21 protein-coding genes and 1 pseudogene are annotated in these 22,368 nt (G+C 72.1%); 11 read left to right on the forward strand and 11 right to left on the reverse strand.

Annotated features, from left to right (window positions below; all coding sequences use genetic code 11):
* Nucleotides 1-323: 323 nt before the first annotated feature.
* Both ACOOHC_RS00490 and ACOOHC_RS00495 read left to right on the forward strand, forming a co-directional pair.
* Nucleotides 324-1,178, forward strand: a complete 855-nt coding sequence (locus ACOOHC_RS00490) for a ParA family protein (RefSeq protein WP_420452053.1) — start codon at nt 324-326, stop codon at nt 1,176-1,178.
* On the forward strand, nt 1,165-2,085 hold the full coding sequence (locus tag ACOOHC_RS00495; RefSeq protein ID WP_420452054.1) for a ParB/RepB/Spo0J family partition protein: 921 nt from the start codon (nt 1,165-1,167) through the stop codon (nt 2,083-2,085). Before ACOOHC_RS00490 ends, ACOOHC_RS00495 begins: the two co-directional genes overlap by 14 nt.
* A 283-nt stretch (nt 2,086-2,368) precedes the next feature.
* Here ACOOHC_RS00495 and ACOOHC_RS00500 read toward each other — a convergent pair whose 3' ends face one another.
* The 10 genes from ACOOHC_RS00500 to ACOOHC_RS00545 form a co-directional block, all read right to left on the reverse strand.
* Nucleotides 2,369-3,355 (reverse strand): peptidoglycan-binding domain-containing protein, encoded by a 987-nt coding sequence (locus tag ACOOHC_RS00500; protein WP_420453835.1) that lies wholly within the window; start codon nt 3,353-3,355, stop codon nt 2,369-2,371.
* Nucleotides 3,334-3,669: a thioredoxin gene (gene trxA / locus ACOOHC_RS00505; RefSeq protein ID WP_420452055.1), complete on the reverse strand. Its 336-nt coding sequence runs from the start codon at nt 3,667-3,669 to the stop codon at nt 3,334-3,336. The genes ACOOHC_RS00500 and trxA overlap by 22 nt, the downstream gene beginning before the upstream one ends.
* A gap of 133 nt (nt 3,670-3,802) precedes the next feature.
* Complete coding sequence (gene trxB, locus ACOOHC_RS00510) at nt 3,803-4,780, reverse strand: thioredoxin-disulfide reductase (RefSeq protein ID WP_420452056.1); 978 nt, start codon at nt 4,778-4,780, stop codon at nt 3,803-3,805.
* A 97-nt stretch (nt 4,781-4,877) separates the two neighbouring features.
* Nucleotides 4,878-5,216: a hypothetical protein gene (locus ACOOHC_RS00515; RefSeq protein WP_420452057.1), complete on the reverse strand. Its 339-nt coding sequence runs from the start codon at nt 5,214-5,216 to the stop codon at nt 4,878-4,880.
* Between the two features lie 126 nt (nt 5,217-5,342).
* Nucleotides 5,343-6,410: a hypothetical protein gene (locus ACOOHC_RS00520; RefSeq protein WP_420452058.1), complete on the reverse strand. Its 1,068-nt coding sequence runs from the start codon at nt 6,408-6,410 to the stop codon at nt 5,343-5,345.
* Nucleotides 6,407-7,027, reverse strand: coding sequence for an RNA polymerase sigma factor (locus ACOOHC_RS00525; RefSeq protein WP_420452059.1), 621 nt, complete (start codon nt 7,025-7,027; stop codon nt 6,407-6,409). Before ACOOHC_RS00525 ends, ACOOHC_RS00520 begins: the two co-directional genes overlap by 4 nt.
* A 29-nt stretch (nt 7,028-7,056) precedes the next feature.
* Complete coding sequence (locus ACOOHC_RS00530) at nt 7,057-8,631, reverse strand: protein kinase domain-containing protein (RefSeq protein ID WP_420452060.1); 1,575 nt, start codon at nt 8,629-8,631, stop codon at nt 7,057-7,059.
* Between the two features lie 88 nt (nt 8,632-8,719).
* Nucleotides 8,720-9,574: a DegV family protein gene (locus ACOOHC_RS00535; RefSeq protein ID WP_420452061.1), complete on the reverse strand. Its 855-nt coding sequence runs from the start codon at nt 9,572-9,574 to the stop codon at nt 8,720-8,722.
* An 11-nt stretch (nt 9,575-9,585) separates the two neighbouring features.
* The gene (locus ACOOHC_RS00540; protein WP_420452062.1) at nt 9,586-11,955 is read right to left on the reverse strand and encodes a DUF6049 family protein; all 2,370 of its coding nucleotides are present in this window, start codon (nt 11,953-11,955) and stop codon (nt 9,586-9,588) included.
* Complete coding sequence (locus ACOOHC_RS00545) at nt 11,952-12,827, reverse strand: GNAT family N-acetyltransferase (protein WP_420452063.1); 876 nt, start codon at nt 12,825-12,827, stop codon at nt 11,952-11,954. The genes ACOOHC_RS00540 and ACOOHC_RS00545 overlap by 4 nt, the downstream gene beginning before the upstream one ends.
* Before the next feature lie 93 nt (nt 12,828-12,920).
* Here ACOOHC_RS00545 and ACOOHC_RS00550 point away from each other — a divergent pair, with 93 nt between their 5' ends.
* Nucleotides 12,921-14,384 (forward strand): CCA tRNA nucleotidyltransferase, encoded by a 1,464-nt coding sequence (locus ACOOHC_RS00550; protein WP_420452064.1) that lies wholly within the window; start codon nt 12,921-12,923, stop codon nt 14,382-14,384.
* Nucleotides 14,385-14,527: 143 nt separating this feature from the next.
* Complete coding sequence (locus tag ACOOHC_RS00555; protein WP_420452065.1) at nt 14,528-16,918, forward strand: EAL domain-containing protein; 2,391 nt, start codon at nt 14,528-14,530, stop codon at nt 16,916-16,918.
* 36 nt (nt 16,919-16,954) lie between these two features.
* Here ACOOHC_RS00555 and ACOOHC_RS00560 read toward each other — a convergent pair whose 3' ends face one another.
* Nucleotides 16,955-17,524, reverse strand: a complete 570-nt coding sequence (locus ACOOHC_RS00560; protein ID WP_420452066.1) for a class I SAM-dependent methyltransferase — start codon at nt 17,522-17,524, stop codon at nt 16,955-16,957.
* Between the two features lie 70 nt (nt 17,525-17,594).
* Between ACOOHC_RS00560 and ACOOHC_RS00565 the strand changes: the two genes are divergently transcribed.
* From ACOOHC_RS00565 to dnaB, 7 genes and pseudogenes are all read left to right on the forward strand, one after another.
* Nucleotides 17,595-17,996: a DUF5318 family protein gene (locus tag ACOOHC_RS00565; protein WP_420452067.1), complete on the forward strand. Its 402-nt coding sequence runs from the start codon at nt 17,595-17,597 to the stop codon at nt 17,994-17,996.
* Nucleotides 17,993-18,700: a DUF192 domain-containing protein gene (locus tag ACOOHC_RS00570; protein ID WP_420452068.1), complete on the forward strand. Its 708-nt coding sequence runs from the start codon at nt 17,993-17,995 to the stop codon at nt 18,698-18,700. Before ACOOHC_RS00565 ends, ACOOHC_RS00570 begins: the two co-directional genes overlap by 4 nt.
* Nucleotides 18,701-18,938: 238 nt before the next feature.
* Entirely contained in the window at nt 18,939-19,271 is a 333-nt protein-coding gene (gene rpsF, locus ACOOHC_RS00575; protein ID WP_420452069.1) for a 30S ribosomal protein S6, read from the forward strand.
* Nucleotides 19,272-19,311: 40 nt separating this feature from the next.
* A complete protein-coding gene (locus tag ACOOHC_RS00580) occupies nt 19,312-19,767 on the forward strand; it encodes a single-stranded DNA-binding protein (protein ID WP_420452070.1) in 456 nt (151 codons plus the stop codon).
* Between the two features lie 95 nt (nt 19,768-19,862).
* Nucleotides 19,863-20,111 (forward strand): annotated as a pseudogene (gene rpsR, locus ACOOHC_RS00585) (30S ribosomal protein S18); the annotation flags it as partial.
* Between the two features lie 185 nt (nt 20,112-20,296).
* On the forward strand, nt 20,297-20,743 hold the full coding sequence (gene rplI / locus ACOOHC_RS00590; protein WP_420452071.1) for a 50S ribosomal protein L9: 447 nt from the start codon (nt 20,297-20,299) through the stop codon (nt 20,741-20,743).
* Between the two features lie 217 nt (nt 20,744-20,960).
* Entirely contained in the window at nt 20,961-22,355 is a 1,395-nt protein-coding gene (dnaB, locus tag ACOOHC_RS00595) for a replicative DNA helicase (protein WP_420452072.1), read from the forward strand.
* Nucleotides 22,356-22,368 lie beyond the last annotated feature (13 nt).

Consider the following 22,368-nt stretch of genomic DNA (forward strand, 5'->3'; position numbering starts at 1 on the left):
CGAGCGGTAACCCATCCGACGTTTCACGTGAAACCTGCCGTTCGAGGTCGAAAGGCAGATGAACGGCACCGGAGACGTGCGCATCGCTGACGGCGAGGGCGGTGCGGTCGCCGTTTCACGTGAAACATCGGCGGTCCGCACAGGCCGAGGAACGCCGACCGCGATGGCCCATCGCCGGTTGAGAGCGGCGTGGCGTCGACGTTCCACGTGGAACGTCGTTCGCGACGTCCGACCGGTGGAGGAATCGCGCCCGAAATGCTTGTATCGCCGATCGAGGTGCGCCACAGTGGCGGTTTCGACGATCTGCGTCCGTTGACGCCGTGATGGGAGACTCCGTGTCCGACGACACCGCACCCGATGGTGCGATCCGAACGAGTGCTCCGACCGAGGCACCCCCGACGCCGCGGCGGCCGCTCCCTCGTGTCTTGGCCGTCGCCAACCAGAAGGGCGGGGTCGGGAAGACGACGACGACCGTGAACATGGGGGCGGCGCTCGCCGACATGGGGCTGCGGACGCTGATCGTCGACCTCGACCCCCAGGGCAACGCCTCGACCGGGCTGGGGATCGACAACCGCGGCTTGGAGCACTCGATGTACCACGTCCTCCTCCAGGACGAACCGATGGAGAACGTCGTCGAGCCCACCGACGTGAGGAACCTGTTCGTCGCCCCGGCATCGCTCGACCTGGCCGGAGCGGAGATCGAGCTCGTCCCAGCCTTCAGCAGGGAGCAACGCCTCAAGCGGGCGATCGAGTCGGTGCTCGACGACTACGACTACGTCCTCGTCGACTGCCCGCCGTCGCTCGGCCTTCTGACCGTCAACGGGCTCGCCTCCGCCCACGAGGTCCTGGTACCGATCCAGTGCGAGTACTACGCCCTGGAGGGCCTCGGTCAGTTGTTGCGCAACGTCGATCTGGTCAAGCGGAACCTCAACCCGGCGCTCGACGTCAGCACGATCCTGTGCGTGATGTACGACGCTCGCACGAAGCTCTCGGACCAGGTCGTCGGTGAGGTGCGCGAGCACTTCGGGGACAAGGTCCTACGCGCGGTCATCCCGCGTTCGGTGCGCTTGTCCGAGGCTCCGTCGTTCGGTCAACCGATCACGACGTTCGATCCCACATCTCGCGGTGCGATCGCCTACCGCGACGCAGCCAAGGAGGTCCACGATGACGCGTCGTAGCGGATTGGGGAAGGGGCTCAGCTCGCTCATCCCGATGGAGGGCGCTTCGAACGACGGGGAAGCAGCCGCGCTCGTCGAGATCCCGACCGCCGCAATCAGCCCGAACCCGCACCAACCGCGACGTCAGTTCGACGAGGACGGGCTCGTCGAGCTCGCGGCGTCGATCGCCGAGATGGGCGTCCTCCAGCCGGTTCTCGTCCGGCCGTCGGGAGACGACACCTACGAGTTGATCGCCGGGGAGCGGCGGTGGCGCGCGACGCAGCGAGCCGGGCTCGCGACGATCCCGGCCATCGTGCGGATGACGAGCGACATGAGCTCGATCGAGCAGGCCCTCGTCGAGAACCTCCATCGCCGCGACTTGACCGCGCTCGAGGAGGCCGCCGCCTTCCAGCAGTTGCTCGAGGACTTCGGCCTGACCCACGACGAGCTCGCCGGGAGGGTCGGCAAGAGCCGGTCGGTGATCACGAACACGATCCGATTGCTCGGTCTGCCACCGGGGGTGCAGAGCCTCGTCGCGGAGGGTCAGCTCAGCGCCGGCCATGCACGCGCGCTGCTCGGGACCCCCGATCGCTCCCGACAGGAGGAGCTGGCGCGCACCGCCGTGACGGAGGGGTGGTCGGTGCGGATGGTCGAGCGCGCCGTCCGCGACGAGCCGGACGAGGCACCGAACCCGGAACCAGCCGACGGACGTGACGAGGACAGAGGTCCGTCGCCGTCGATCGACGGCGCCGGGCTGACCCCGGCCACCAAGTTGCGGCCGCCCGGTCTGCTCGAGCTCGAGCAACTGCTCGCCGAGCACCTGGCCACGCGGGTCAACGTCCAACTCGGAGCGAAGCGGGGTCGGGTCACGATCGATTTCGCAGATCTGGAGGACCTCGAGCGGATCTACCGCCAGATGACAGCGTGAGGCTCGACAGTCGTGCGCTCCGTGACGATCGAACCCTCGACCCTCACGTCGCGCGTGACGTCGACGTCGTCGCAGCGGTTCGCGGTCGATGACGCGCGAGCCGCGCGAGAAGCCTGCATGTCGGTGATCCCTGGTGGGTTCGACACCACCGAACGTCGCATGCGGGCGCGACGGTCCCACGTGACGTGGGAGCGTCGTGAAGATGACCTTCAGGGAAACACACAGTCTGGGGACAAAGCTGTGGACAAGTCGTGCGAGGGGCTCTCGGTCGTCCCCAGGGGGGTCACGCCGTGTCGGCGGAGACCGGCCGCTCGCTCCAGGCGCACACCGCCCGGGTGACGGCGGCGCTGATGCGGTCGGACCGGTCGACCACCCCGCGCACGGGCCCGACCGAGCACAGCACCGCTGGCATCCTCGTCTCCCGCAGGACGGGGAGGCGCATGCCGTCGAGCGAGACCGGCCCGTCGAGGTGGGGAGCGATCTCGTCGACGATCCGCTTGCCGAGCGAGCGACCACCGACCGACTCGAACGACGGGACGGCGAAGTAGGACACGACCGAGCAGGCGTCCGGCCGGGCGTCGAACCCGACGTAGGCGGCGGCACCGAATCGGTTCGCAGCGGCCGCCTGCGCCGGCGCCTCGTACTCGTCCGTCGACATCACCGTCGCTCCCCGGATGCGCAGGGAGCGAGACAGCGTGCGGGCGATCGAACTGAGCCCTCCGAACTGACCGACCACGACGCGCAGCCCGACGATCGAGGTGCTAGCACGTCCGGATTCGGCCTCGCGGATCGATGCGACACCGGGGCCCGACCCGCTCTGCCGGCTGACCAGGCGCAAGGTGGACACCGTCGACGGACCGCAGACCCCGTCGGGGGTGAGGCCCGAGTTGCGCTGGAAGTCGACGACCGCGCGACCGGCGGCGGGCCCGAAGATGCCGTCCGGCCGACCGCAGTCGAAGCCGACGTGGTTGAGGCTCCGCTGCAGGTCACCGACGTCGTCGCCACGCAGCATCGGCGCGGCGAGCAGGAGCAGGCGATCGCCCAGCTGCCACCCGGCCTCGATCAGCGCGAGCCAGGTCTGCTCGTCGCAGGAGCCGGTGACGTTCAGACCGCGCGCACTCTGGAAGTCACGCACGGCCGCCTCGGTCGCGTCGCAGTAGCCGCCGGCATCCGACCCCTGGGGAGGGAAGCCGGCGGTGCCGAGTCGGCGCTTGAGGTCGCGGACCGCCTCGCCGCTCTGGCCCCGCGTCAGCGGGAAGTGGCCAGGAATCCGTCGATCTCCTCGAGCAGGGCACCCTTGCTCTTGGCACCGGTGATGCGCCCCGTGACCTCGCCGTTCTCGAAGACGAGGAGGGTCGGGATCGACATTACGCTGTACTTCATCGCGATGTCGGGGTTGTCGTCGACGTTCAGCTTGGACACCGTCAGCTCGTCGCGCTCGCCGGCGATCTCCTCGAGGATGGGCGCGATCTTCTTGCACGGTCCGCACCACTCGGCCCAGAAGTCGACCACGACGGGCTTGGCCGCGCCGTTGACCGTCTCGTCGAAGGTCGCTGTGGAGAGATCGGTGATTCCGTTGGCCATGGTGGGGTCCTTCCAGGAGGGTTCGACTCCGTGAAACCACGACGAGCCGTTCGCTATTCCCGTCCGCGGGCGTACCCGTCGTGCTCGATCCGAAACGGGAGCCTCACCCGCTCCCGTCGCCACGTGCGCCGCGTCAGCCGTCGGCCTGGTCCTCGAGCCACCGCTCCGCGTCGATCGCCGCCATGCACCCGCTCCCCGCGGCGGTGATCGCCTGGCGGTACACGTGGTCCTTCACGTCCCCGCAGGCGAACACGCCGGCGATGTTGGTGACGGTGGAGTCGGGTTCGGTGATCAGGTACCCGGTGTCGGGGTCCATGTCCAGGACGTCGCGGAACAGGTCGGTGTTCGGCTTGTGGCCGATGGCGATGAACAGACCGGTGATCTCCATCGTCGACGTCTCGTCGGTGGTGTTGTCGACGAGGTCGACGGACTCGACCTTGTCCTCGCCGTTGATCTGCGTGACCTCGGTGTTCCACATGAACTCGATCTTGGAGTTCGCCATCGCCCGGTCCTGCATGATCTTCGACGCTCGCAACTCGTCACGTCGGACGAAGATCGTGACCTTGTCGGCGAACTTGGTGAGGAACGTCGCCTCCTCCAGCGCCGAGTCGCCGCCCCCGACGACGCCGATCTCGTGGCCCCGGAAGAAGAAGCCGTCGCAGGTCGCGCACGTGGAGAGGCCGTGACCGATGAGGCGCGCCTCGGCCTCGAGACCGAGCATCAGCGACTGGGCCCCCGTCGACACGATGACCGACTTCGCGCGGTGCGTTCCCTCGCGCGTGGTGATCACGAACGGGCGTTCCCCCAGGTCGACGCCGGTGACCTTGTCGGTGATGATCTCCGCGCCGAACCGCTCGGCCTGGCTGCGCATGTTCTCCATCAGCTCGGGGCCCATGATCCCCTCGGGGAACCCCGGGAAGTTCTCGACGTCGGTCGTCAGCATGAGCTGCCCGCCGGGCTGGTCCGACGTCGAGGAGGGCTCCCCCTCGATCATCAGCGGCGCGAGGTTGGCCCGGGCGGTGTAGATCGCGGCGGTGAGGCCGGCGGGACCCGAGCCGATGATCACGACGTCGTGGACGTCGTCGCTCGTGGTCGTGGTGGTGTCGGACATGGTGCTCCCCGGGGTGGACGGTCTGTCGACCGACAGTGTGGCGCGAAGAGGTGACCGATCCGTGAACTCTCCGCCCGGCGGTGCCGCGGCCGACGGGTCAGGAGTTGCGGGTGCTCGCCGAGGTGTCGTTGCGCTTCTTGAACAGCACGGCGCCGACGACGCTCAGCAGGACCCCGACGAGGAGGTAGCTGATGTAGACCGCTCGCGACTGGTCGGCGAAGGGCTCGATGATCGCCTGCAGGCCGCGCGACAGCCCGATCAGCAGCAGCACGAGGGCGAACAGGCCGAGGAACATGGCGAGCAGGCCGAACACGAGGCCCCGGGCGACCATCACCGCCGGGCGGGTGGTCTTGGACTTCACCGTGTCGACGAGGCGGATCACGGTGTCGGCCGTGTCGTCGGCCCAGTTCGGGTCGGTCAGCGGGTTGCCTGGCATGGAGGGCGACGTTAGCCGCACCGTCGGCCGAGCGATCACGTCAGGTGGTGATCGCTCGCGCACGCCGACGAGCGCTCCCTCCCGATCCCTCCGCGCCGTCGGCCACCGAACCCCGGTGGAGGGCCGTCAGGGCCCGTCGGGCAACGGGGTCCGCGCGACGACCTCGCAGGCCGGGTCGGTGAAGGCGACCGCTCGGTCGGGGCCGAGCTCGAGTCCGACGATCACCTCGATGCCCTGGTAGCGGGCGGCGTCGACGATCCGATCGATCCCGAGTCGCGAGGCGCACGAGTCGGGCGGGGGAGCGGCGGGAGCACCGGAGACGGCGTCGAGGGCTCGGCGAGCGAGGTCGGCGAAGTCGGCCAGGTCGTCGACGTCGGCGAGCTCGACGAGCCCCACCTCGGCCGGGGGCGGGGTGGTCGCACCGGTCGGTGCGTCGCTCGAGATCTCCGACGACGCAGCAGCGTCGCTGCCATCGCCCGCCGCGGGCTCGGGCGCCGACGCATCGTCCCCGCCGGCGTCGGCCGCTTCGGCCATCGCGTCGGTGGTCTCCTCCTCGGAGTCGGCGACGCCGACCTCGGCACGCGCGCTCAGGTCGGCGTCGGGGTCGACCTCGTCGTTGGTGTTCTCTCCCTGGAGCTCGGCGGCCACCTGCGACTCGAGCGCGTCGACCGCCTCCGTGTCCGCGCTCGCCGCGTCGGACGTCGATTCGGCGCTGTCGTCGGTCCCACCGCTCTGCAGCCCGACGAGGACGGCCCCGGCACCGCCGACGACGAGCAGGGCGGCTGCGGCGCCGAGCACCCACTGGGGCAGCGAACGCCGCGGGCGTCGGCCGCGCCCGGTCCCCGACGCGGGGGTCGAGACCGCTGCGGCCGCCGCAGCGTCGACGCCGGCGGCCGGGGTCGCCTCGCCCGACCGCTCGCGGTCCGACGTCCGCTCCCACACGTCGAGCGCGGCGGCGAGGTGCCCCTCGCGCTCCGACAGCGACGCCGGCTCGACCGAGGCCGCCAGCACGGCGCGGACCGAGCGCAGCTGCGCCACGTCGACGAGGGCATCGGGGTCGGTCTCGACCAGCGCGCGCTCGTCGGTGGTCGCCTCGTCGTCGACGTAGGCGCTCACGAGCTCCACGGGGTCACCGGCCGGGTCGCTCGCGTCGGGCGTCGTCGCGCCGTCGGAGGTGGGGGAGTCGTCGCTCATGTCAGATCCGTTGGACGCTCGAAGTCGCCGGTGCGGTTCCCGACGCGCTGGGCACCGCGCCGGGTGACCTCCGCCACCTCGTCCGGCCGGTCCTCCAGGCGGAGGCGGTCGGCGAGCTGCTGGCGCCCCCGGGCGATGCGCGACTTCACCGTCCCCACGGGGATCTCGAGCACCTCGGCGATCTCGGCGTAGTCGAGGTCGCCGACGTCGCGCAGCACGACGGCGGTGCGGAACTCCTCGGCCAGGTCGGCGAGCGCCTCGTCGATCCCGAGCCGATCGGCGATCGATTCGATGCGGCGACCGGCGAGGTCGTCGACCACCTCGTCGGTGGGGTGCCGGCCGTCGTCACCGACGGAGCGCAGCTGCGGCCGCCGCTGCCGCTTGCGCAGCTCGTCGAGCGCCGCGTTGGTGGCGATCCGGTACGCCCAGGTGCCGAACGACGACCGCCCGTCGAACCTCGGCAGGTTCCGCACGATCTTGATCAACGCCTCCTGGGTCGCGTCGTCGGCGTCACGGGTCGATCCGGCGATCCGGCGCGTCACGGCGTGGATGCGGTCGTAGTGGCGGCGCAGGAGCTGATCGAGCGCGTAGCGGTCACCGGCGCGCGCAGCTTCCACGAGCTGGAGGTCGTCGGTCTGGACGGCGATCAGGTGAGCGTAGTGAACGGCTGCGCGACGATGTCGCCGATCACGGCGGCGGCGTCGCCCTCGGTCACCCGTGCCTCGGGAGCAGCGGTCACGGCGCCGCGAGCGACGGTGACCCCGACCGTCGACGACGTCGCGACCACCGTGGCCTCGGCGCTGTCGGCGCCGATCGGAGCGGGTTCGGGGGCGCCGCCGCGCAGTGAGAGCCAGAGCAGCGCGACCACGACGAGGGCGGTGACGACGAGGGCGGCCACGACGGTCGCCGAAGGGTTCCACCCCTGGGTGATCCCACGCGCGGGTCGCGGCGGGGTGTCGGCGCGTCGCTCGGAGCTCGCCGAGCGCAGGGGCGGCGGACCGTCGGCCCGGGTGACCGCGACGCGCGTCGAGGGTGTGGGAGACCGTGGAGCGGATCCGGGCTCGGCCCGGGTCACCGGCACCCGTCCGGTGATGTGGGGCGGTTCCCCGGGGATGTCGACCGGGCCGGTCACGATCGGCTCGCTGCCCGCCGACGCGCCCGTTCGGGGCTCGGCCGCCGTCCGCTCGATCCCGCCCGTCGGTGACGGGCGTCGCCGGGTGGCCCCCGATCGGTCGTCGCCGCGGGAGCGCTTCCCCCTGGGCGGGGTCCGCGTGCCGCGCGTTCGATCGGCGACGCGCCCGCGCACGTCGGACGGGGCGCGCACGAGGCGCCCGGCCGAGTACGGCGCGGTCGGCGACGTCCGCTCGTCGGTCGGGTCGACCTCGGGCGGGCCCTCGGTGCTGGCGGCTCTCAACTCGACGACGAGGTCGGCGCCGGTGGCCGGTCGATCCTCCGGGCGTCGCTCCAGCAGGTGGTGGATCACCCCGACGAGGCGCACCGGGAGCGTCGCGCGGAGGCGGGCGAGATCGGTCGGGTCGCGCTGGAGGCGGGCGAGGGCGGTGTCCGCGTCGGTCTCGCCGAGGAACGGCACCCGCCCCGCGAGGCACTCGTAGAGGACCAGCCCGAGCGAGTAGAAGTCGGCGCGGCCGTCGAGTCGCTTGCCGCGCACCTGCTCGGGGGAGAGGTACTTCGCCGTCCCCATCATGATGTTCTCGCTCGTGAGGTCGTCGCCCGCCTCGCCGAGCCCCTTCGCGATCCCGAAGTCGGTCAGCAGCACCCGTCCGTCGGGGACGATCATGATGTTCCCCGGCTTCACGTCGCGGTGGACGAAGCCCGCCGAGTGCGCGTGGTCGAGGGCGTTCGCGACGGCGATCCCGATGTGGCAGGTGAGCGCCGCGCTGAGCCGCTTCTGGGTGTCGAGGAGCTGGCGCAGGCTCTTGCCGTCGACGAGCTGCATGACCACCGCCTGGCGCCCCTCGTGCTCGAACACGTCGTGCACGGCGACGATGTTCGGGTGGTTCAGGCTCGCCGCCGCGATGGCCTCGCGGCGGAAGCGCTCGGCGACGATCGGGTCGGTCGCGAGGTTCGGCTTGAGCCACTTCACCGCGACCTTGCGGTCGAGGGTCAGGTCGGTCGCCAACCAGACCTCGGCCATCCCGCCGGTGGCGAGGTGGCGCTGGAGCTCGTAGCGCCCGGCGATGATCGTGTGCGTCGAGGACATGGACGTCCCGGAACGCTACTTGCGTCGCCGGCCGGGATCGGGGCAATCGTCGGTGGCGGTGCCGTGAACCCGTCGCGGATCGTCCCGCTCAGGCCTTCTCGTGGAACGCCACGCCGATCGTGCCGCGACCGCCGTGGGTGCCGATCACCGGGCCGATCTCGCCGACGACGATCTCGCCGTCGTGGTGGGGGCGCAGCATGTCGACGAACACGTCGACGTCGGAGCAGTCGGCGTGGAGCACGGCCAGGTTCTCGATGCGCCCCTCGTAGCCCTTCACCTGCTCGACGAGGAAGGCGAGGGCCTTGGAGCGGGTGCGCTGCTTGCCGGCCTGCTCGACGACGCCGTCGCGCACCTCGATGATCGGCTTGATCGACAGCGCGGTCGCGAGGAAGGCCTTGGCGTTGCCGATCCGACCGCCCTTCTTCAGGTTGTCGAGGGTGTCGAGGGCTCCGTAGACGCGCGTGCGCCCGGCCAGGTCGCGGGCGAGCTGCTCGATCTCGTCGATCGAGGAGCCGGCCTCGGCGGCTCGGGCGCACGCCAGCGCGATCGTGCCGATCCCCAGGGTGACCGTGCGCGAGTCGACGATGCGGACGTCGAGCTCGACGCCGTCGTCCTGCGCGATCGACCGTGCGGCGAGCTCGGCGCTCTGGATCGTCGCGGACAGCTCGCCCGACAGGGTGACCACCACGACGCCCGTCGCCCCCTCGTCGGCGAGCCGGCGGTACGTGGTCTCGAACTGGCCGGGGGCGGGAGCCGCGGTCTCGGGGAGGGCGTCCATGTTGGCGCACCGGTTCCAGAACTCGGCGACCGACAGCTCCTCTCGGTCGATGAGCTCCTCGTCGCCGAAGCGGATGCTCAGCGGCACGATCTCGATCCCGGCCTCGGCGGCCACGTCGGCGGGGAGGTCGCAGGCGCTGTCGGTGACGATGCGGACGTTGCTCACGGCCGAGGAGGTTACCCAGCGGGCACGGGGTCGAGCTCCCCGCGCTCGCGGCGTCGGGCCCGCCAGTTCGAGAACCACCATGCGAGCAGCATCAGCACCAGGGCCCCGGTGAGCACGGGGCCGATGCCGGTGAGGGCGTTCACCCGGGCGGTCAGGGTGACCGGCTCGACCAGCGCCTCGCCGAGGGGGGTGAGGATCGCGACGCTGACCGACGACGTCCCGTTCGAGCGTGCCGTCGCCGGGACGCTGACCATCGTCGAGTCCTGCGCGGGGACGGTGACCGTGACGTCGCCCCCGGGGAAGTCGATCCGCGACGACGTCAGCTCGACGACGACCTCGATCGGCTGGTCGTAGGCGTTGGCGATCGGGATGTCGATCACCCCGTCGGGACCGGTGAGGGTGAACGTGAACGGCTCGGGGGGCACGACCGACGCGCGGATCTGCGCGGCCTCGGCGCGCACCTCGGCCACCGCCAGGTCGACCTCGTCCTCGTCGAAGGCGTTCGACACGAGCTCGTCGAGGCGGCGGCCGCGCTCCGCGGCCCACTCCTCGCCGTCGGGGAGCATGGAGGCGACCTGGGCGAGGTCGAAGCGCGCGATGTCGAGCCGCTCGATGCGGGCGGCGAGCGACGGCCCGGCCGTCGCCGGGAGAGCGGGGGCGGCGACCCCGCGGTCGCCGCCGACCCGCTGGGTGTCGGTGACCGTGGCGATGCGGCTCGCCGCGACGATCTCGACGCCGTCGATCGCCTCGGCGAAGCGCGCGAGCTCGCGCACCAGCCGCGGGTCGGGAGCACCCCGGTCGGGGAGCGCGAGCAGTCGGCTGCGCCGTGCGTCTCGTTCGCTCGCGGCGGCGGTGAACTGCTCGAGGCGGAGGGCGGCGATGGTGGCCACGACCCACTCGGTCGCGGTGCCGGCGCGCAGGATCTGCTCGGTGCGCTGCGTCGTCAGCTCGGCGCCGAGCTCGTCGTCGAGCACGAGCACCGCGATCGAGGAACCGTCGTCGAGGTCGATCGAGACGAAGCGGTCGCGGTCGGGGAGATCGGCGGCGGGATCCGCCGCCACGCTCGAGCGGTAGACGTCGGGGGTCATCGCGAGGTAGCGCACCCCCAGGTCGCGCAGCGCGGCGGCGGCTGGATCGCTGAGCGGTCGATCGGCGAGCCACACCTCCCGTCCGACGCGCACCGTCGGCAGGGCAGACCGCAGCTGGTCCTCGCCGCTGCTGAGCTGGTCGACGAAGGCGTCGAGGCGATCCGCCGCGACGGCCGACGACACGTCGAACGGGGTCGACGGCGCCGCGAGCACCTCGTCGTCCGCGATCCGGGCGGCGAGCCCCCCGCCGGACCCCTCCTCGGGCTGCTCCTGATCCGGCTCCTGATCCGGCTCCTGATCCGGCTCCTGATCGGTCTCCTCCTCCGACGTCTGCGCGCGCGTGGCGGCGGCGGCGACGGACGGGGGGATCGCGAGGGTGAGGGCGGAGCCGATCTGCGATGCCGACCGGCCGATCGCGCTCGTGCGCTCGAGGGCGTCGGCGATCTCGCGGTCGCTCGCCGAGGGTCCCGGGTCCGTGACCGCGGCGAGCAGCCCGAGCGTCAGGGTCGGCGGTGGGGCTCGATCCCCGCCGGCGTGCTCGACCGCCGTGGTGTGGCGGGCGATCACGCTCCCGTCGGCGACGAGTCGCACGACGATCGGGTAGATCCCGTCGGATCCGAACTCGAGGCGGTCGGGGAGGCTGTCGGGCGTCCGATCGGTCGGCACCACCAGCTCCATCGTCGCGGTGCCGTCGTCGGCCACCGCGATCAGGGGCCGGACGTCGGCGAAGAGGATCCCGTCCACCGTCGGCGGCAGCGGCGTGACGCGCGCCGACGGCCCGAGCAGCCGATCGAGGTCGGCGGCGGCGTCGAAGGGTCGGTGGTTGACGACGAGCACCGACAGCTCGGAGAGCACGGGCGGCGCGGGCGCGACCGTGGTCGACGGTGCGGGCTCGGCGGCCGCCGTTCCGGGGGGCGCCCCCTCCTCGTCGGACGGCGCCGCGGGGGTCGTGGTCGTGGTGGTGGTCGTGGTCGTCGTGGTGGTGGTCGTGGTCGTCGTCGTGGTGGGCGGGGTGAGGTCGGCGACCTCGGCGAGGTCGCCGACGATGCGGTACGTCAGCCGCAGGTCGCCGCCGACCTCGAGCTCGTAGGTCTGGTCGACGAGCGAGAGCTCGACGCTCAGCGGGTCCTCGAACTGCTGCGGGACGGGGGCGGCGCCGGCGCTCGCGCCGTCCGTGCCGGTTCGACCGGACGCCGCCTGCGCATCGGCGGGGGAGTGGGGCGCGCCCGTCGTCGAGGCGAGCGCGACGGCGGCGGCGGCGAGCGTCACCCACACCCGCGCCGGCCGCTTCATCGCGGTCGGTCGAGCTCGAGCACGACGAGGGGCTCGTCGAGGGGCCGGAAGCCGCTCGAGCGGTAGAGCTCGAGCGCGGCGTCGTTGCCCGCTCCGGTGTTGACCAGGGCGCGGGTCGCGCCGCGGCGCACCGCCCATCCGAGCGCGTCGTCGACGAGGAGGCGGCCGGCTCCCGCCCGCCGCGCCGACGGCCGGACGGCGAGGCGCTGGAGGTAGGCGGTGGTGCCGGCACGTCCGGTGATCGAGAACCCCAGCGCCTCGCGCCTCGGGCTGCGGGTCCCGTGGCTCGGTCGGCCGTGGGCGCGTGCGCCGCCGGACGACCCCCCGGCGGGGCGCGTGACGAGCCGCAGGCGCGCCTGCGGCGTCGCCGATGCGATGTCGCGGAGCGAGTCGACGTCGTTCGACCAGCCGGCGGCGAACGACGATCGATCGATCTCGGCCGCCGTCGCGAGATCGCCGGAGCGGAGCCGGACGGTCCGCAGGACGCCGCGCCGGGCCCCGGGCCCCGGTCCCCGCCGATCCCGATCCCGATCCCGACCCCGTCGACGGAGGTCGTCGATGTCGACGAGGTCGCGCTCGAGCAGGGTGAGCCGGTCCACCTCACGGAACCCGGCCTCGAGGAACGCCTCGGCGGCGCGGGGGAACACGGCCCCGGTGCGGATCGCCCGGGCGGGCGCTCCCGTGGCCGATGCTCCGCCGCCGCCAGCTCCGCCATCGCCGCCGTCGAACGCGAGCGCGACCCAGCGCGCGACGTCGCCGGGCGCCGGGGTCGTCGTCGAGTCGAGCAGCACCAGGTGTCGGATCGCGGGGTCGCCGGGCCACGAGCGCAGACGTGCACGCACCCCGGAGTCGCGGTTGACCTGACGCACCACCGCCCGACGCTACCTCTGCTCGGCGTCTCGTCCCGGGCGCCCCGGCCCCGGGCGGAACTGCTCGGGCGGGGTCGCCTCCAATACGCTGACGGGGTGATCCCCGAGCGCTTCGCCCCGGTCCTGCGCGAGCTCGCACCGCTGGCGGAGCGCTTCGCCACCTCCGGGCACCAGCTCCACCTGGTCGGCGGCACGGTGCGTGACCTGCTCCACGCGGACGGGCGGCGCGACTTCGACCTCGACCTCACCACCGACGCCCGCCCGCCCCAGATCAAGGCCCGCCTCGACGGCTGGGCGGACGCCGTGTGGACCCAGGGCGAGCGCTTCGGCACGATCGGCGCGCGCCGACGTGACCCCGAGTCGGGCGAGGACCGGATCTACGAGATCACGACGTTCCGCGCCGAGGCCTACACCGACGACTCGCGCAAGCCCCACGTCGTGTTCGCCGACGAGATCGAGGCCGACCTGTCGCGGCGCGACTTCACCGTGAACGCGATGGCGCTCGAGCTGACGGGTGACGACGCCTCGCCTGCCCTGGTGGACCCCTTCGACGGTGCGGGGGATCTGGCGCGCCGTGTGCTGCGCACCCCGCTCGGTCCCGAGGTCAGCTTCAGCGACGACCCGTTGCGGATGCTGCGCGCCGCGCGCTTCGTCGCCCGCTACGGGCTCGAGCCCACCCCGGCGCTCGTGGCCGCCGTGGAGTCGATGGCCTCGCGCCTGGAGATCGTCTCGGCCGAGCGCATCCGAGACGAGCTCGACAAGCTGATCGTCGTCGATCACCCGGGCCCGGGTCTGTGGTTCCTCGTCGACACCGGACTGGCCGACCAGTTCCTCCCGGAGCTGCCGAACATGCGCCTCGAGCACGACCCGATCCACCGGCACAAGGACGTGCTCAGCCACTCGATCGCGGTCGTGGAGAACGTGCGGCCCCCCGACGAGCAGGGGCGGGAGGGGGAGGGCGTCCAGGCGGCGCGGCGCGCCTACGACTTCCGCGTGACGCGGCTCGCGGCGCTGTTCCACGACATCGGCAAGCCGCGCACCCGGGGGTACCAGCCGGGCAAGGGCACGACGTTCCACCACCACGACGCGGTCGGGGCGAGGATGGCGCGCAAGCGGATGGCGGCGCTGCGGTACTCCAACGACGACGTGCGCGACGTCTCCGAGCTCGTGGCGCTGCACCTGCGGTTCCACACCTACTCGATGGGGTGGTCCGACTCGGCGGTGCGTCGCTACGTGCGCGACGCGGGCGACCTGCTCGGCGAGCTCAACGTGCTGACCCGGTGCGACTGCACGACGCGCAACGCGAAGAAGGCCGCTCGGCTGTCGCGCCGGATGGACGAGCTCGAGGCGCGGATCGAGGAGCTCGCCGCAGCCGAGGAGCTGGCGGCGCTGCGCCCGGAGATGGACGGCAACGCGGTGATCGAGCACCTGGGCATCGCGCCGGGCCGGACGGTCGGCGAGGCGATGCGGTTCCTGATGGAGATCCGACTGGAGGAGGGTCTGCTCGGCGACGACGAGATCCGCTCCCGCCTCGACGACTGGTACGCCACGCGCGCCTGACGTCGTCGCGGGCGATCACCGCCCGTGCGCGGACGCCGGGGGCGACGGCCCGGGGTGGTTCCGTCGGTCGTTCCGTGGGTGGCACCACGAGCACGCTGGGTGCATCCACCGGCGTGGGGCGCGGGCGGTTTACCGTTCCCGCCGTGTTCGGAGCGAACGACGACGGAGCGCGAGCGGCCTGGTTGAGCCTCCCCGTCGTCGTGCTGTCGGCGGTGCTGATGGGGACCGTGGTGTACCGCGCCGCGTCCGACCCGACCCCCGACGCGCTGCTCACCGTCGCTGCGATCGGTGCGGTCGCGCTCGGGGCGATCGCGCTCACCTGGTTCGAGGCGCGCAACGTCCGACGCCGCCTGCTCTCCTCCGTGGCGGCGCTGGAGGCGAACCACGCCGGGGTCCGGCGGCTGCTCGACGACCTCCCCGACGCGGTGCTCGGAGTCGACGGGCGTGGCCGGGTGACCTCGGCCAACGCGCGCGCGGCGGTGCTGACCGGCCGTCCGGTCGAGGACCTGCTCGGGAGGCCGTTCCTCGGCCTCGTCGCCGACGACGACCAGCGCGACGTCACCGACCGCTGGGAGAGCGTCCGCCCCGCCGACGACCCCGACGCGACCCACGTCGGGCCCGCGGCCGTCGATCGGCGCGACGGGCGCGAGACCGCGGTGCTCGAGCTCGTCGACGCGTCGGGTTCGAGCCACCTCGTCGAGGCGAGCATCCACCGGCCGACGTCGCACGGCGGTCGGGGGGACGCGGACCCCGCCACGGGGGAGCGGATCGTGGTGCTCCGCGACGTGACCGCCCGCGAGCGCAGCACGAGCGCGCTCGAAGCCGCGCGCCGCCGCTTCCAGCAGGCGTTCCACTCCGCTCCGACGGGGATGGCGCTCGTGCGCCTCTCCGACAACCGCATCGTCGACGCCAACCAGTCGCTCGCCGACATGCTGGATCACTCCCGCCGCTTCCTGCTCGGGCGGTCGATCCGCGAGATCACCCACCCCGAGGACCTGCGCTCGGCGGCGGCCGACCGTGCGCGCATCGAGCTCGGGATCGACGACGGCTACCGCATCGAGCAGCGCTACCTGCGCCGCGACGGCGAGTACATCTGGGCCAAGACCCAGGTGTCGGTCACCGAGGAGGACGGCGAGTCGCTCGCGATCACCCACATCGAGGACATCACCGAGCAGCGGCTCACCGCAGCGCGCCTCTCGCACGCGGCGACCCACGACTCGCTGACCGGTCTCCCCAACCGGGCGTCGATCGTCGCCCGCCTCGACGAGCTGCTGGAGACGGCCGGGCCCGACGAGGTGGCCGTGCTGTTCATCGACCTCGACAACTTCAAGATCGTCAACGACAGCCTCGGTCACGCCGTCGGCGACGAGCTGCTCCGCCACGTCGCCGAGCGGTTCCGCTCGGTGATGCGCGTCGGCGACCAGCTCGCCCGCTTCGGTGGCGACGAGTTCGTGGTCGTCGTCGACGGCACGACCACCCGGGGCAGCGACGACACCGGCGAGATCGACCTCGGCCCGCTCGATGCCGAGACCGTCGCCGAGCGGCTCCAGCGCTGCGTCGACGAGGCGGTGGTGATCGACGGCCACGAGCTGGTGGTGACCTCGTCGGTGGGGTTCGCGACCAACTCGACGGTGACCGCGACGGCCGGCGAGCTGCTGCGCGACGCCGATTCCGCGATGTACCGGGCCAAGGCGGCCGGGCGAGCCCGGGTCCAGCGGTACCGCTCGGACGAGCGCAGCGAGTCGGTGGCGACGCTGCAGACGACGGCCGACCTGCGACGGGCGCTGGCCGGTGACCAGATCCTGCCCCACTTCCAGCCGATCGTCGATCTGGCCAGCGGCGAGGTGGTGCGCCTCGAGGTGCTGATCCGGTGGGACCACCCCGAGCGCGGCCTGCTCGGCCCCGACGAGTTCCTCCCGACCGCCGAGGCCAGCGGTCTGATGGTCGAGATCGGCCGACGGATGCTCGCCGACTCGCTCGCCCAGCTCGCGTCGTGGCGCGCCGAGGGCCACCCCTACGGCCGCTGCTCGCTGTCGGTGAACCTCGCGACCCAGCAGATCGGCGACCCCGACCTCCTCGCCACCGTCTCCGACGCCCTGGTGTCGACGGGGGTCGAGGCCGAGGCGCTCTGGTTCGAGATCACCGAGACGGCGTTGCTGACCGACGTCGACGCGGCGCGCGACACGTTGCGCCAGCTGCGCGGCCTGGGCATCCAGCTCTCCGTCGACGACTTCGGGACCGGGTACTCGTCGCTCACCTACCTGAAGATGTTCCCGGTGCAGGCGATCAAGATCGACAAGAGCTTCGTCGACGGCCTCGGGATCGAGGTCGACGACTCCTCCATCGTCGACGCCGTGATCCGCCTCGGGCACTCGCTCGGTCTGGTCGTCGTGGCGGAGGGCATCGAGACGCCGCTCCAGCTCGCCCGGCTCCGAGAGCTGGGCGCCGACGAGGGCCAGGGCCACCTGTTCAGCGCGGCGGTGTCGGCGCCGTCGCTCGTCGGCGCCTCGCCGCTGGGCGTGAGCGGCCGCTGAGCCGACCGCCCCGGGGGAGGCCGCGTGCGCGCGCGGTCAGGAGCCCTGCTTGCGCGCCCGCAGGACGAGGGTGGTGGGCACCGGGCGCGTCGGCGAGACGCCGAGCTCCTTGACCTGGTCGACGCGGAAGTTCGAGCGCCCGAGGGCGGTGAACCAGTCGCCGACGGTGCGCGTCCCCGTGCCGTAGGGGTGCTCGGCGTCGACGGCGGCGAACGGGTGGGGGATCGCGATGACGAACGGCATCGACGGGATCAGGATGCGGTGGACCTGGCGCAGCAGGCGTCCGAGGTCACCGACCTTGCGCAGCGTCTGGGAGGCGACGACGACGTCGCAGGTGGCCGACGAGATGTCGCCGAGGTCGGCGAGCGCAGCGCCGAGGCACTGCACGGTCACCTCGGCCTGGTCGGCTCGACGGCGCAGCTCGGCGATGCGCTCGGGGTCGGGGTCGACCGCGATCGCCTTGGCGCCGGCGCGCGCGAACTCGATCGAGTTGAACCACTCCGACACCCCGAGCTCGACGGCTCGCCGAGCCCCTCCGACGTCGCCGCACAGGCGCAGCTCCGCGTCGCCGGGGATGTCGTTGCCGTAGGTGATGTCGGGTGCCACGATCCCATTCTGACCGCTGGGCGCCGTCCGCGCAGGGACGCACCGCGAGGTGCCAGTACGATCGGAGGCCATGGCTTTCACGGTCGGAGCGCTGCGCGGCACCGACGGTGCGCGCGGCATCATCGACCACCGCCTGGCCCGCCGCATGCTGATCAACGAGGTCCGCCGGGGCCGGGTCCCGCTCGACACGGTGTGCGATGCGCACCCCGAGCTGATCCGCGCCGCCGACAACGTCGGGACCGAGACGTCGACCACCTGCCCGATCTGCGAGGAGGTCAACCTGCGGCTCGTCACCTACGTGTTCGGCCACGGGATCGGGCCGCAGGGTCGCTGCGTGTCGACCGCCAAGGAGATGCGGTCGCTGAACGCGCGACCCGACGACCTCAGCGCGTACGTCGTCGAGGCGTGCACGGCGTGCCGGTGGCACCACCTGCTGCGCGTGCTGCCCGTCGGCGGCCGTCGGCGGGCGTGATCGCCCCGCGACATCGAGGCGCCGCCCTCGCCGCCGCCCTCGCCGTGGCGCTCGTGGCGTGCGGATCCGGCGACGCCGGCCCCGCGTCGAGCGATGTCGGCGCCACCGCGACCACCGCCGGCGGATCGGACGCGCCCGCGGCGACCGTCACCCGCTTGGCGCCCGAGCCGGGGACCCCTGCGGAGCCGTCCACCGCGACGCTCGACGCGGGGACGCCGGGGTCGGGCGGCGGATCCGGCGCCCCGGTGGCGACGGTCGACGGGTCCGAGGTGCGGCCGGAGGGGTTCACGACGGTCACGGCGCGCATCACCTCGGCCGAGGGCGAGGTGTGCGAGGCGTGCCTGTGGCTCGCCGACGACGACGCCGAGCGCGGCCGGGGCCTGATGGGCGTCACCGACCTCGGGGAGGCGGAGGGGATGGCGTTCGCCTGGGACGCGCCGACGCAGGGTCGCTTCTACATGCTCGGCACCCCGACACCGCTGTCGATCGCCTGGTTCGGGCCCGACGGGTCCCACGTCTCGCAGACCGACATGGAGCCGTGCGTCACCGACGATCCCGCGACCTGCGAGCGGTACCCAGCCGACGGCGAGTACACGGTCGCGGTCGAGGTCTTCGCCGGTGACCTGGGCGACCTCGGGATCGGCCCGGGATCAGCGATCGAGCTGATCGACGGATCCGAGTCCCCCACCTGCGCGACGAGCTGAGCCGGACCCCGCCCGGGCCGGGGAGCGCACCGGGCCCGCGAACGGGTGACGCACCCCCGCGCGCACCATGTCGAGCATGGGACGCCAGCTCGATCACCCACGGCGGCACCGACGCCGGCCACGCGACCGGCGCGCGGCCGATAGCGTGGCGCAGTCCAGATTGGCCCTGCCCCACACGGGGCTGCCGCCATCGCGGGGTCGCCTGCGGTGGAGGTATCCGAAGGGAGGAAGAACACGTATGACACGTGGATACGAACTGATGGTGATCATCGACGGTGACGTCGACGACCCCAAGGCGCAGGCGTGGATGAAGTCGGTCACCGACGGAGTCAACGCGGCCGACGGCGAGCTGCACGGGAAGATCGACTGGTGGGGCAAGCGCCAGTTCGCCTACCCGATCGACAAGAAGCCGTCCGGCTACTACCTCGTCGCGGAGATCGTGGCGGCCCCGGGCGCGCTCGACGAGCTCGAGCGCACGCTCCGTCTCGCGGACGAGGTCGTCCGCCACAAGCTGCTCCGCCTGCCCGACGCCGAGGCCGAGCGCCGCGGCATGGCCGTCACGGCCGCCTGAGCGGGCCGGGCGCAACGCACCCAGCACGAGGGGAACCCACATGGCATCAGAGAACAGCGTCACACTGGTCGGCAACATCACCCGCGATCCCGAGCTCCGGTACACCACCGGGGGGCGCGGCGTCGCCAGCTTCGGCCTCGCCGTCAACCGGCGGTACCAGCAGAACGGCGAGTGGCAGGAGCAGACCTCCTTCTTCAACATCACGGCGTGGGCCGAGCTCGGCGAGAACGCCGCGGCGAGCCTCACGAAGGGTGCGCGCATCCTCGTCACCGGCCGGCTCCAGCAGCGCGACTACGAGACCCGCGAGGGCGAGAAGCGCACGATCGTCGAGGTCATCGCCGACGACCTCGGTCCCAGCCTCCGCTGGGCCCAGGCGCAGGTCGAGCGCATCAGTCGCGACTCGGCCCCCTCCGGCGGCGGCGGCGGCGGTGGTGGCGGCGGCGGCGGCTCCACGTCGGCCCCCGACCCCGTCTACGGCGACGAGGAGCCGTTCTGACCGGGTCCCGACCCTGACCTCGCGTCGGGCCCGTCCGCGCAGGACCGCCCCGCCGCACGACGACGAGAACCCCACGAAGAGAAGGAACCTGCCTCATGGCATCCAAGAAGAACAAGGCCCGGTCCGCCCGGGACGCGAACCCCCGCAAGTTCAAGAAGAAGACCAGCCTGCTGCTGATCGAGAAGGTCGAGTACGTCGACTACAAGGACGTCGACCTGCTGTCGCGGTTCATGAGCGACCGGGCGAAGATCAAGAACCGCCGGGTGGCGGGCAACGACCTGCAGCAGCAGCGCGAGGTGGCGAACGCCGTCAAGATCGCTCGCGAGATGGCGCTGCTCCCGTACGCGCGGCGCGTCGCCTCGACCCGCACCGGCGGCCGTCGCGGCGAGGGCCGCGACGACCGGCGCTCGGGCCGCAACGAGGAGGACAGCTCGCTGGAGAGCACCACGTCGGCCGAGGGTGCCGACGAGGACGCACCCGCCGACGCCGCGACCGGTTCGTCGACCGACGAGAACGTGGAGGTCTGACGATGCAGGTGATCCTCCGCTCCGATGTGGACGGCCTCGGGATGCGCGGCGACATCGTCGACGTCGCCGACGGGCACTTCCGCAACTTCCTGTCCCCCAAAGGGCACGCGATCAAGGCGTCCCCGGGTGCGATCGAGCAGGCCGCACGGATGCGCTCCGCACGTGACGCCCGCGACCACGAGGCACGCGAGGCGGCGACGTCGATCGCCAGCACCCTGGTCCCGAAGGTCATCCGGATCGAGGCCAAGGCCAGCGGCGAAGGCCGCCTGTTCGGTTCCGTGACGGCGTCCGACGTCGTCGACGCGGTCAAGGAGCAGACCGATGTCGAGCTCGAGCGTCGCCAGCTCGACGTCGACGGCATCAAGACGACGGGCCAGCACACGGTGACGGCGTCGCTCCACCAGGCGGTGTCGTTCCCGATCACCGTCGAGGTGGTCGCGGCCGAGTAGTCCGCAGCGCACCACGTGCCGGCCCCGTGCCGGCGCGGATCGACACGTCACCGGGCGCGTCCTGTCGTTCGCGACGGGCGCGCCCGTCGTGTTCCTCCACAGGCTCGCCCACAGCGCACCAGGGAGATCGTGGCGTTGTCCACAGGCTGTCGACAGGCGGTGCTCAGGGTTGTTCCTCTATCGCTCCCCAGCGCCGACCAGGAAGAATGACCGATCCATGGCTGGCGACGAGAACTTCCCGATCGACGACGGTGGACGGACATCCACGATGCGGCGGTCGGGAGCGGGTGCCGGCCGCGTCCCTCCCCACAACCTGCAGGCCGAGGAGTCCGTGCTCGGTGCGCTGCTGCTGTCGCGTGACGCGATCGGAGCGGTGGGCGAGGCGGGGCTGAAGCCGCGCGACTTCTACAACCCGGCGAACCAGCACGTGTTCGACTCGATCCGGGCGATCTACTCGACGTCGGGGCCGGTCGACGTCGTGACGGTCGCCGACGAGCTGCGCCGTCACGGCCTGCTCGACGAGATCGGTGGCGTCGCCCACCTCAACGAGCTGCAGAACGCGACGCCGTCGGTGTCGGGTGCAGAGCACTACGCCAAGATCGTGATGGACACGGCGCTGCTGCGGCGCCTGATCCACACCGCCGGCGAGATCACCGACATCGCGTTCGGCGAGCCCGACGACGTGATCAAGGCCGTCGACATGGCCGAGTCGAAGATGTTCGAGGTCGCCGAGGATCGGGTCGTCGACTCGACCCGTCCGATCCAGGAGCTGCTCAACCTGGCGATGGACCAGCTCGAGGAGAACTTCGAGCGTGGCGACACGATCACCGGCGCGGCCACCGGCTACATCGAGCTCGACGAGCTGCTGAGCGGGTTGCAGCCGAGCACGCTGAACATCGTCGGCGCCCGCCCCGCGATGGGCAAGACGGCGTTCGGCCTCGGCCTCGCCACCCACATCGCCAAGCACGAGGCGAAGCCGGCGCTGGTGTTCTCCCTCGAGATGGGCCACGCGGAGCTGACCCAGCGCATCCTGTCGAGCGAGGCCAAGGTCGACTCCACGAAGCTGCGCACCGGCAAGCTGACCGAGTCCGACTGGTCGAAGATCGGGCTCGCGGTCGGGCGCCTCGAGGTGCCGCTGTTCCTCGACGACAACCCCCGGGTCACGGTGATGGAGATCCGGGCCAAGGCGCGACGGATCAAGGCCCAGCACGGCGGCCTGTCGCTCATCATGATCGACTACCTCCAGCTGATGAGCGGGAGCGGGAACTCGGAGAACCGCCAGCTCGAGGTGTCCGAGATCAGCCGGAACCTGAAGGTCCTCGCACGCGAGCTCGAGGTCCCGATCGTCGCGCTGTCCCAGCTCAGCCGGAACCTGGAGAGCCGATCCGACAAGCGCCCGATGCTCGCGGACCTGCGCGAGTCGGGCTCGCTGGAGCAGGACGCGGACGTCGTGATGTTCCTCTACCGCGACGAGGTGTACAACCCGGAGTCGCCCGACAAGGGATCCGCCGAGGTCATCGTCGCCAAGCACCGCGCCGGCCCGATCGGAACCCGGCGCCTCGTGTTCCTCGGCCAGTACACGCGCTTCGACAACGCCGCCCGCTCGATCTGACGATGAGCGCCGG

Origin of the sequence: Ilumatobacter sp. (genome assembly GCF_965215205.1) — a bacterium.
Classification (GTDB): domain Bacteria; phylum Actinomycetota; class Acidimicrobiia; order Acidimicrobiales; family Ilumatobacteraceae; genus Ilumatobacter_A.

What these genes read in the sequence shown, in the direction of transcription:
- ACOOHC_RS00490 (WP_420452053.1), top strand. Translation starts at nt 324, where the DNA reads ATGGGAGACTCCGTGTCCGACGACACCGCACCCGATGGTGCGATCCGA.
- trxA (WP_420452055.1), bottom strand. Translation starts at nt 3,669, where the DNA reads ATGGCCAACGGAATCACCGATCTCTCCACAGCGACCTTCGACGAGACG.
- ACOOHC_RS00580 (WP_420452070.1), top strand. Translation starts at nt 19,312, where the DNA reads ATGGCATCAGAGAACAGCGTCACACTGGTCGGCAACATCACCCGCGAT.
- rpsF (WP_420452069.1), top strand. Translation starts at nt 18,939, where the DNA reads ATGACACGTGGATACGAACTGATGGTGATCATCGACGGTGACGTCGAC.
- ACOOHC_RS00540 (WP_420452062.1), bottom strand. Translation starts at nt 11,955, where the DNA reads ATGAAGCGGCCGGCGCGGGTGTGGGTGACGCTCGCCGCCGCCGCCGTC.
- dnaB (WP_420452072.1), top strand. Translation starts at nt 20,961, where the DNA reads ATGGCTGGCGACGAGAACTTCCCGATCGACGACGGTGGACGGACATCC.
- trxB (WP_420452056.1), bottom strand. Translation starts at nt 4,780, where the DNA reads ATGTCCGACACCACCACGACCACGAGCGACGACGTCCACGACGTCGTG.
- ACOOHC_RS00530 (WP_420452060.1), bottom strand. Translation starts at nt 8,631, where the DNA reads ATGTCCTCGACGCACACGATCATCGCCGGGCGCTACGAGCTCCAGCGC.
- ACOOHC_RS00495 (WP_420452054.1), top strand. Translation starts at nt 1,165, where the DNA reads ATGACGCGTCGTAGCGGATTGGGGAAGGGGCTCAGCTCGCTCATCCCG.
- rplI (WP_420452071.1), top strand. Translation starts at nt 20,297, where the DNA reads ATGCAGGTGATCCTCCGCTCCGATGTGGACGGCCTCGGGATGCGCGGC.
- ACOOHC_RS00515 (WP_420452057.1), bottom strand. Translation starts at nt 5,216, where the DNA reads ATGCCAGGCAACCCGCTGACCGACCCGAACTGGGCCGACGACACGGCC.
- ACOOHC_RS00565 (WP_420452067.1), top strand. Translation starts at nt 17,595, where the DNA reads ATGGCTTTCACGGTCGGAGCGCTGCGCGGCACCGACGGTGCGCGCGGC.
- ACOOHC_RS00520 (WP_420452058.1), bottom strand. Translation starts at nt 6,410, where the DNA reads ATGAGCGACGACTCCCCCACCTCCGACGGCGCGACGACGCCCGACGCG.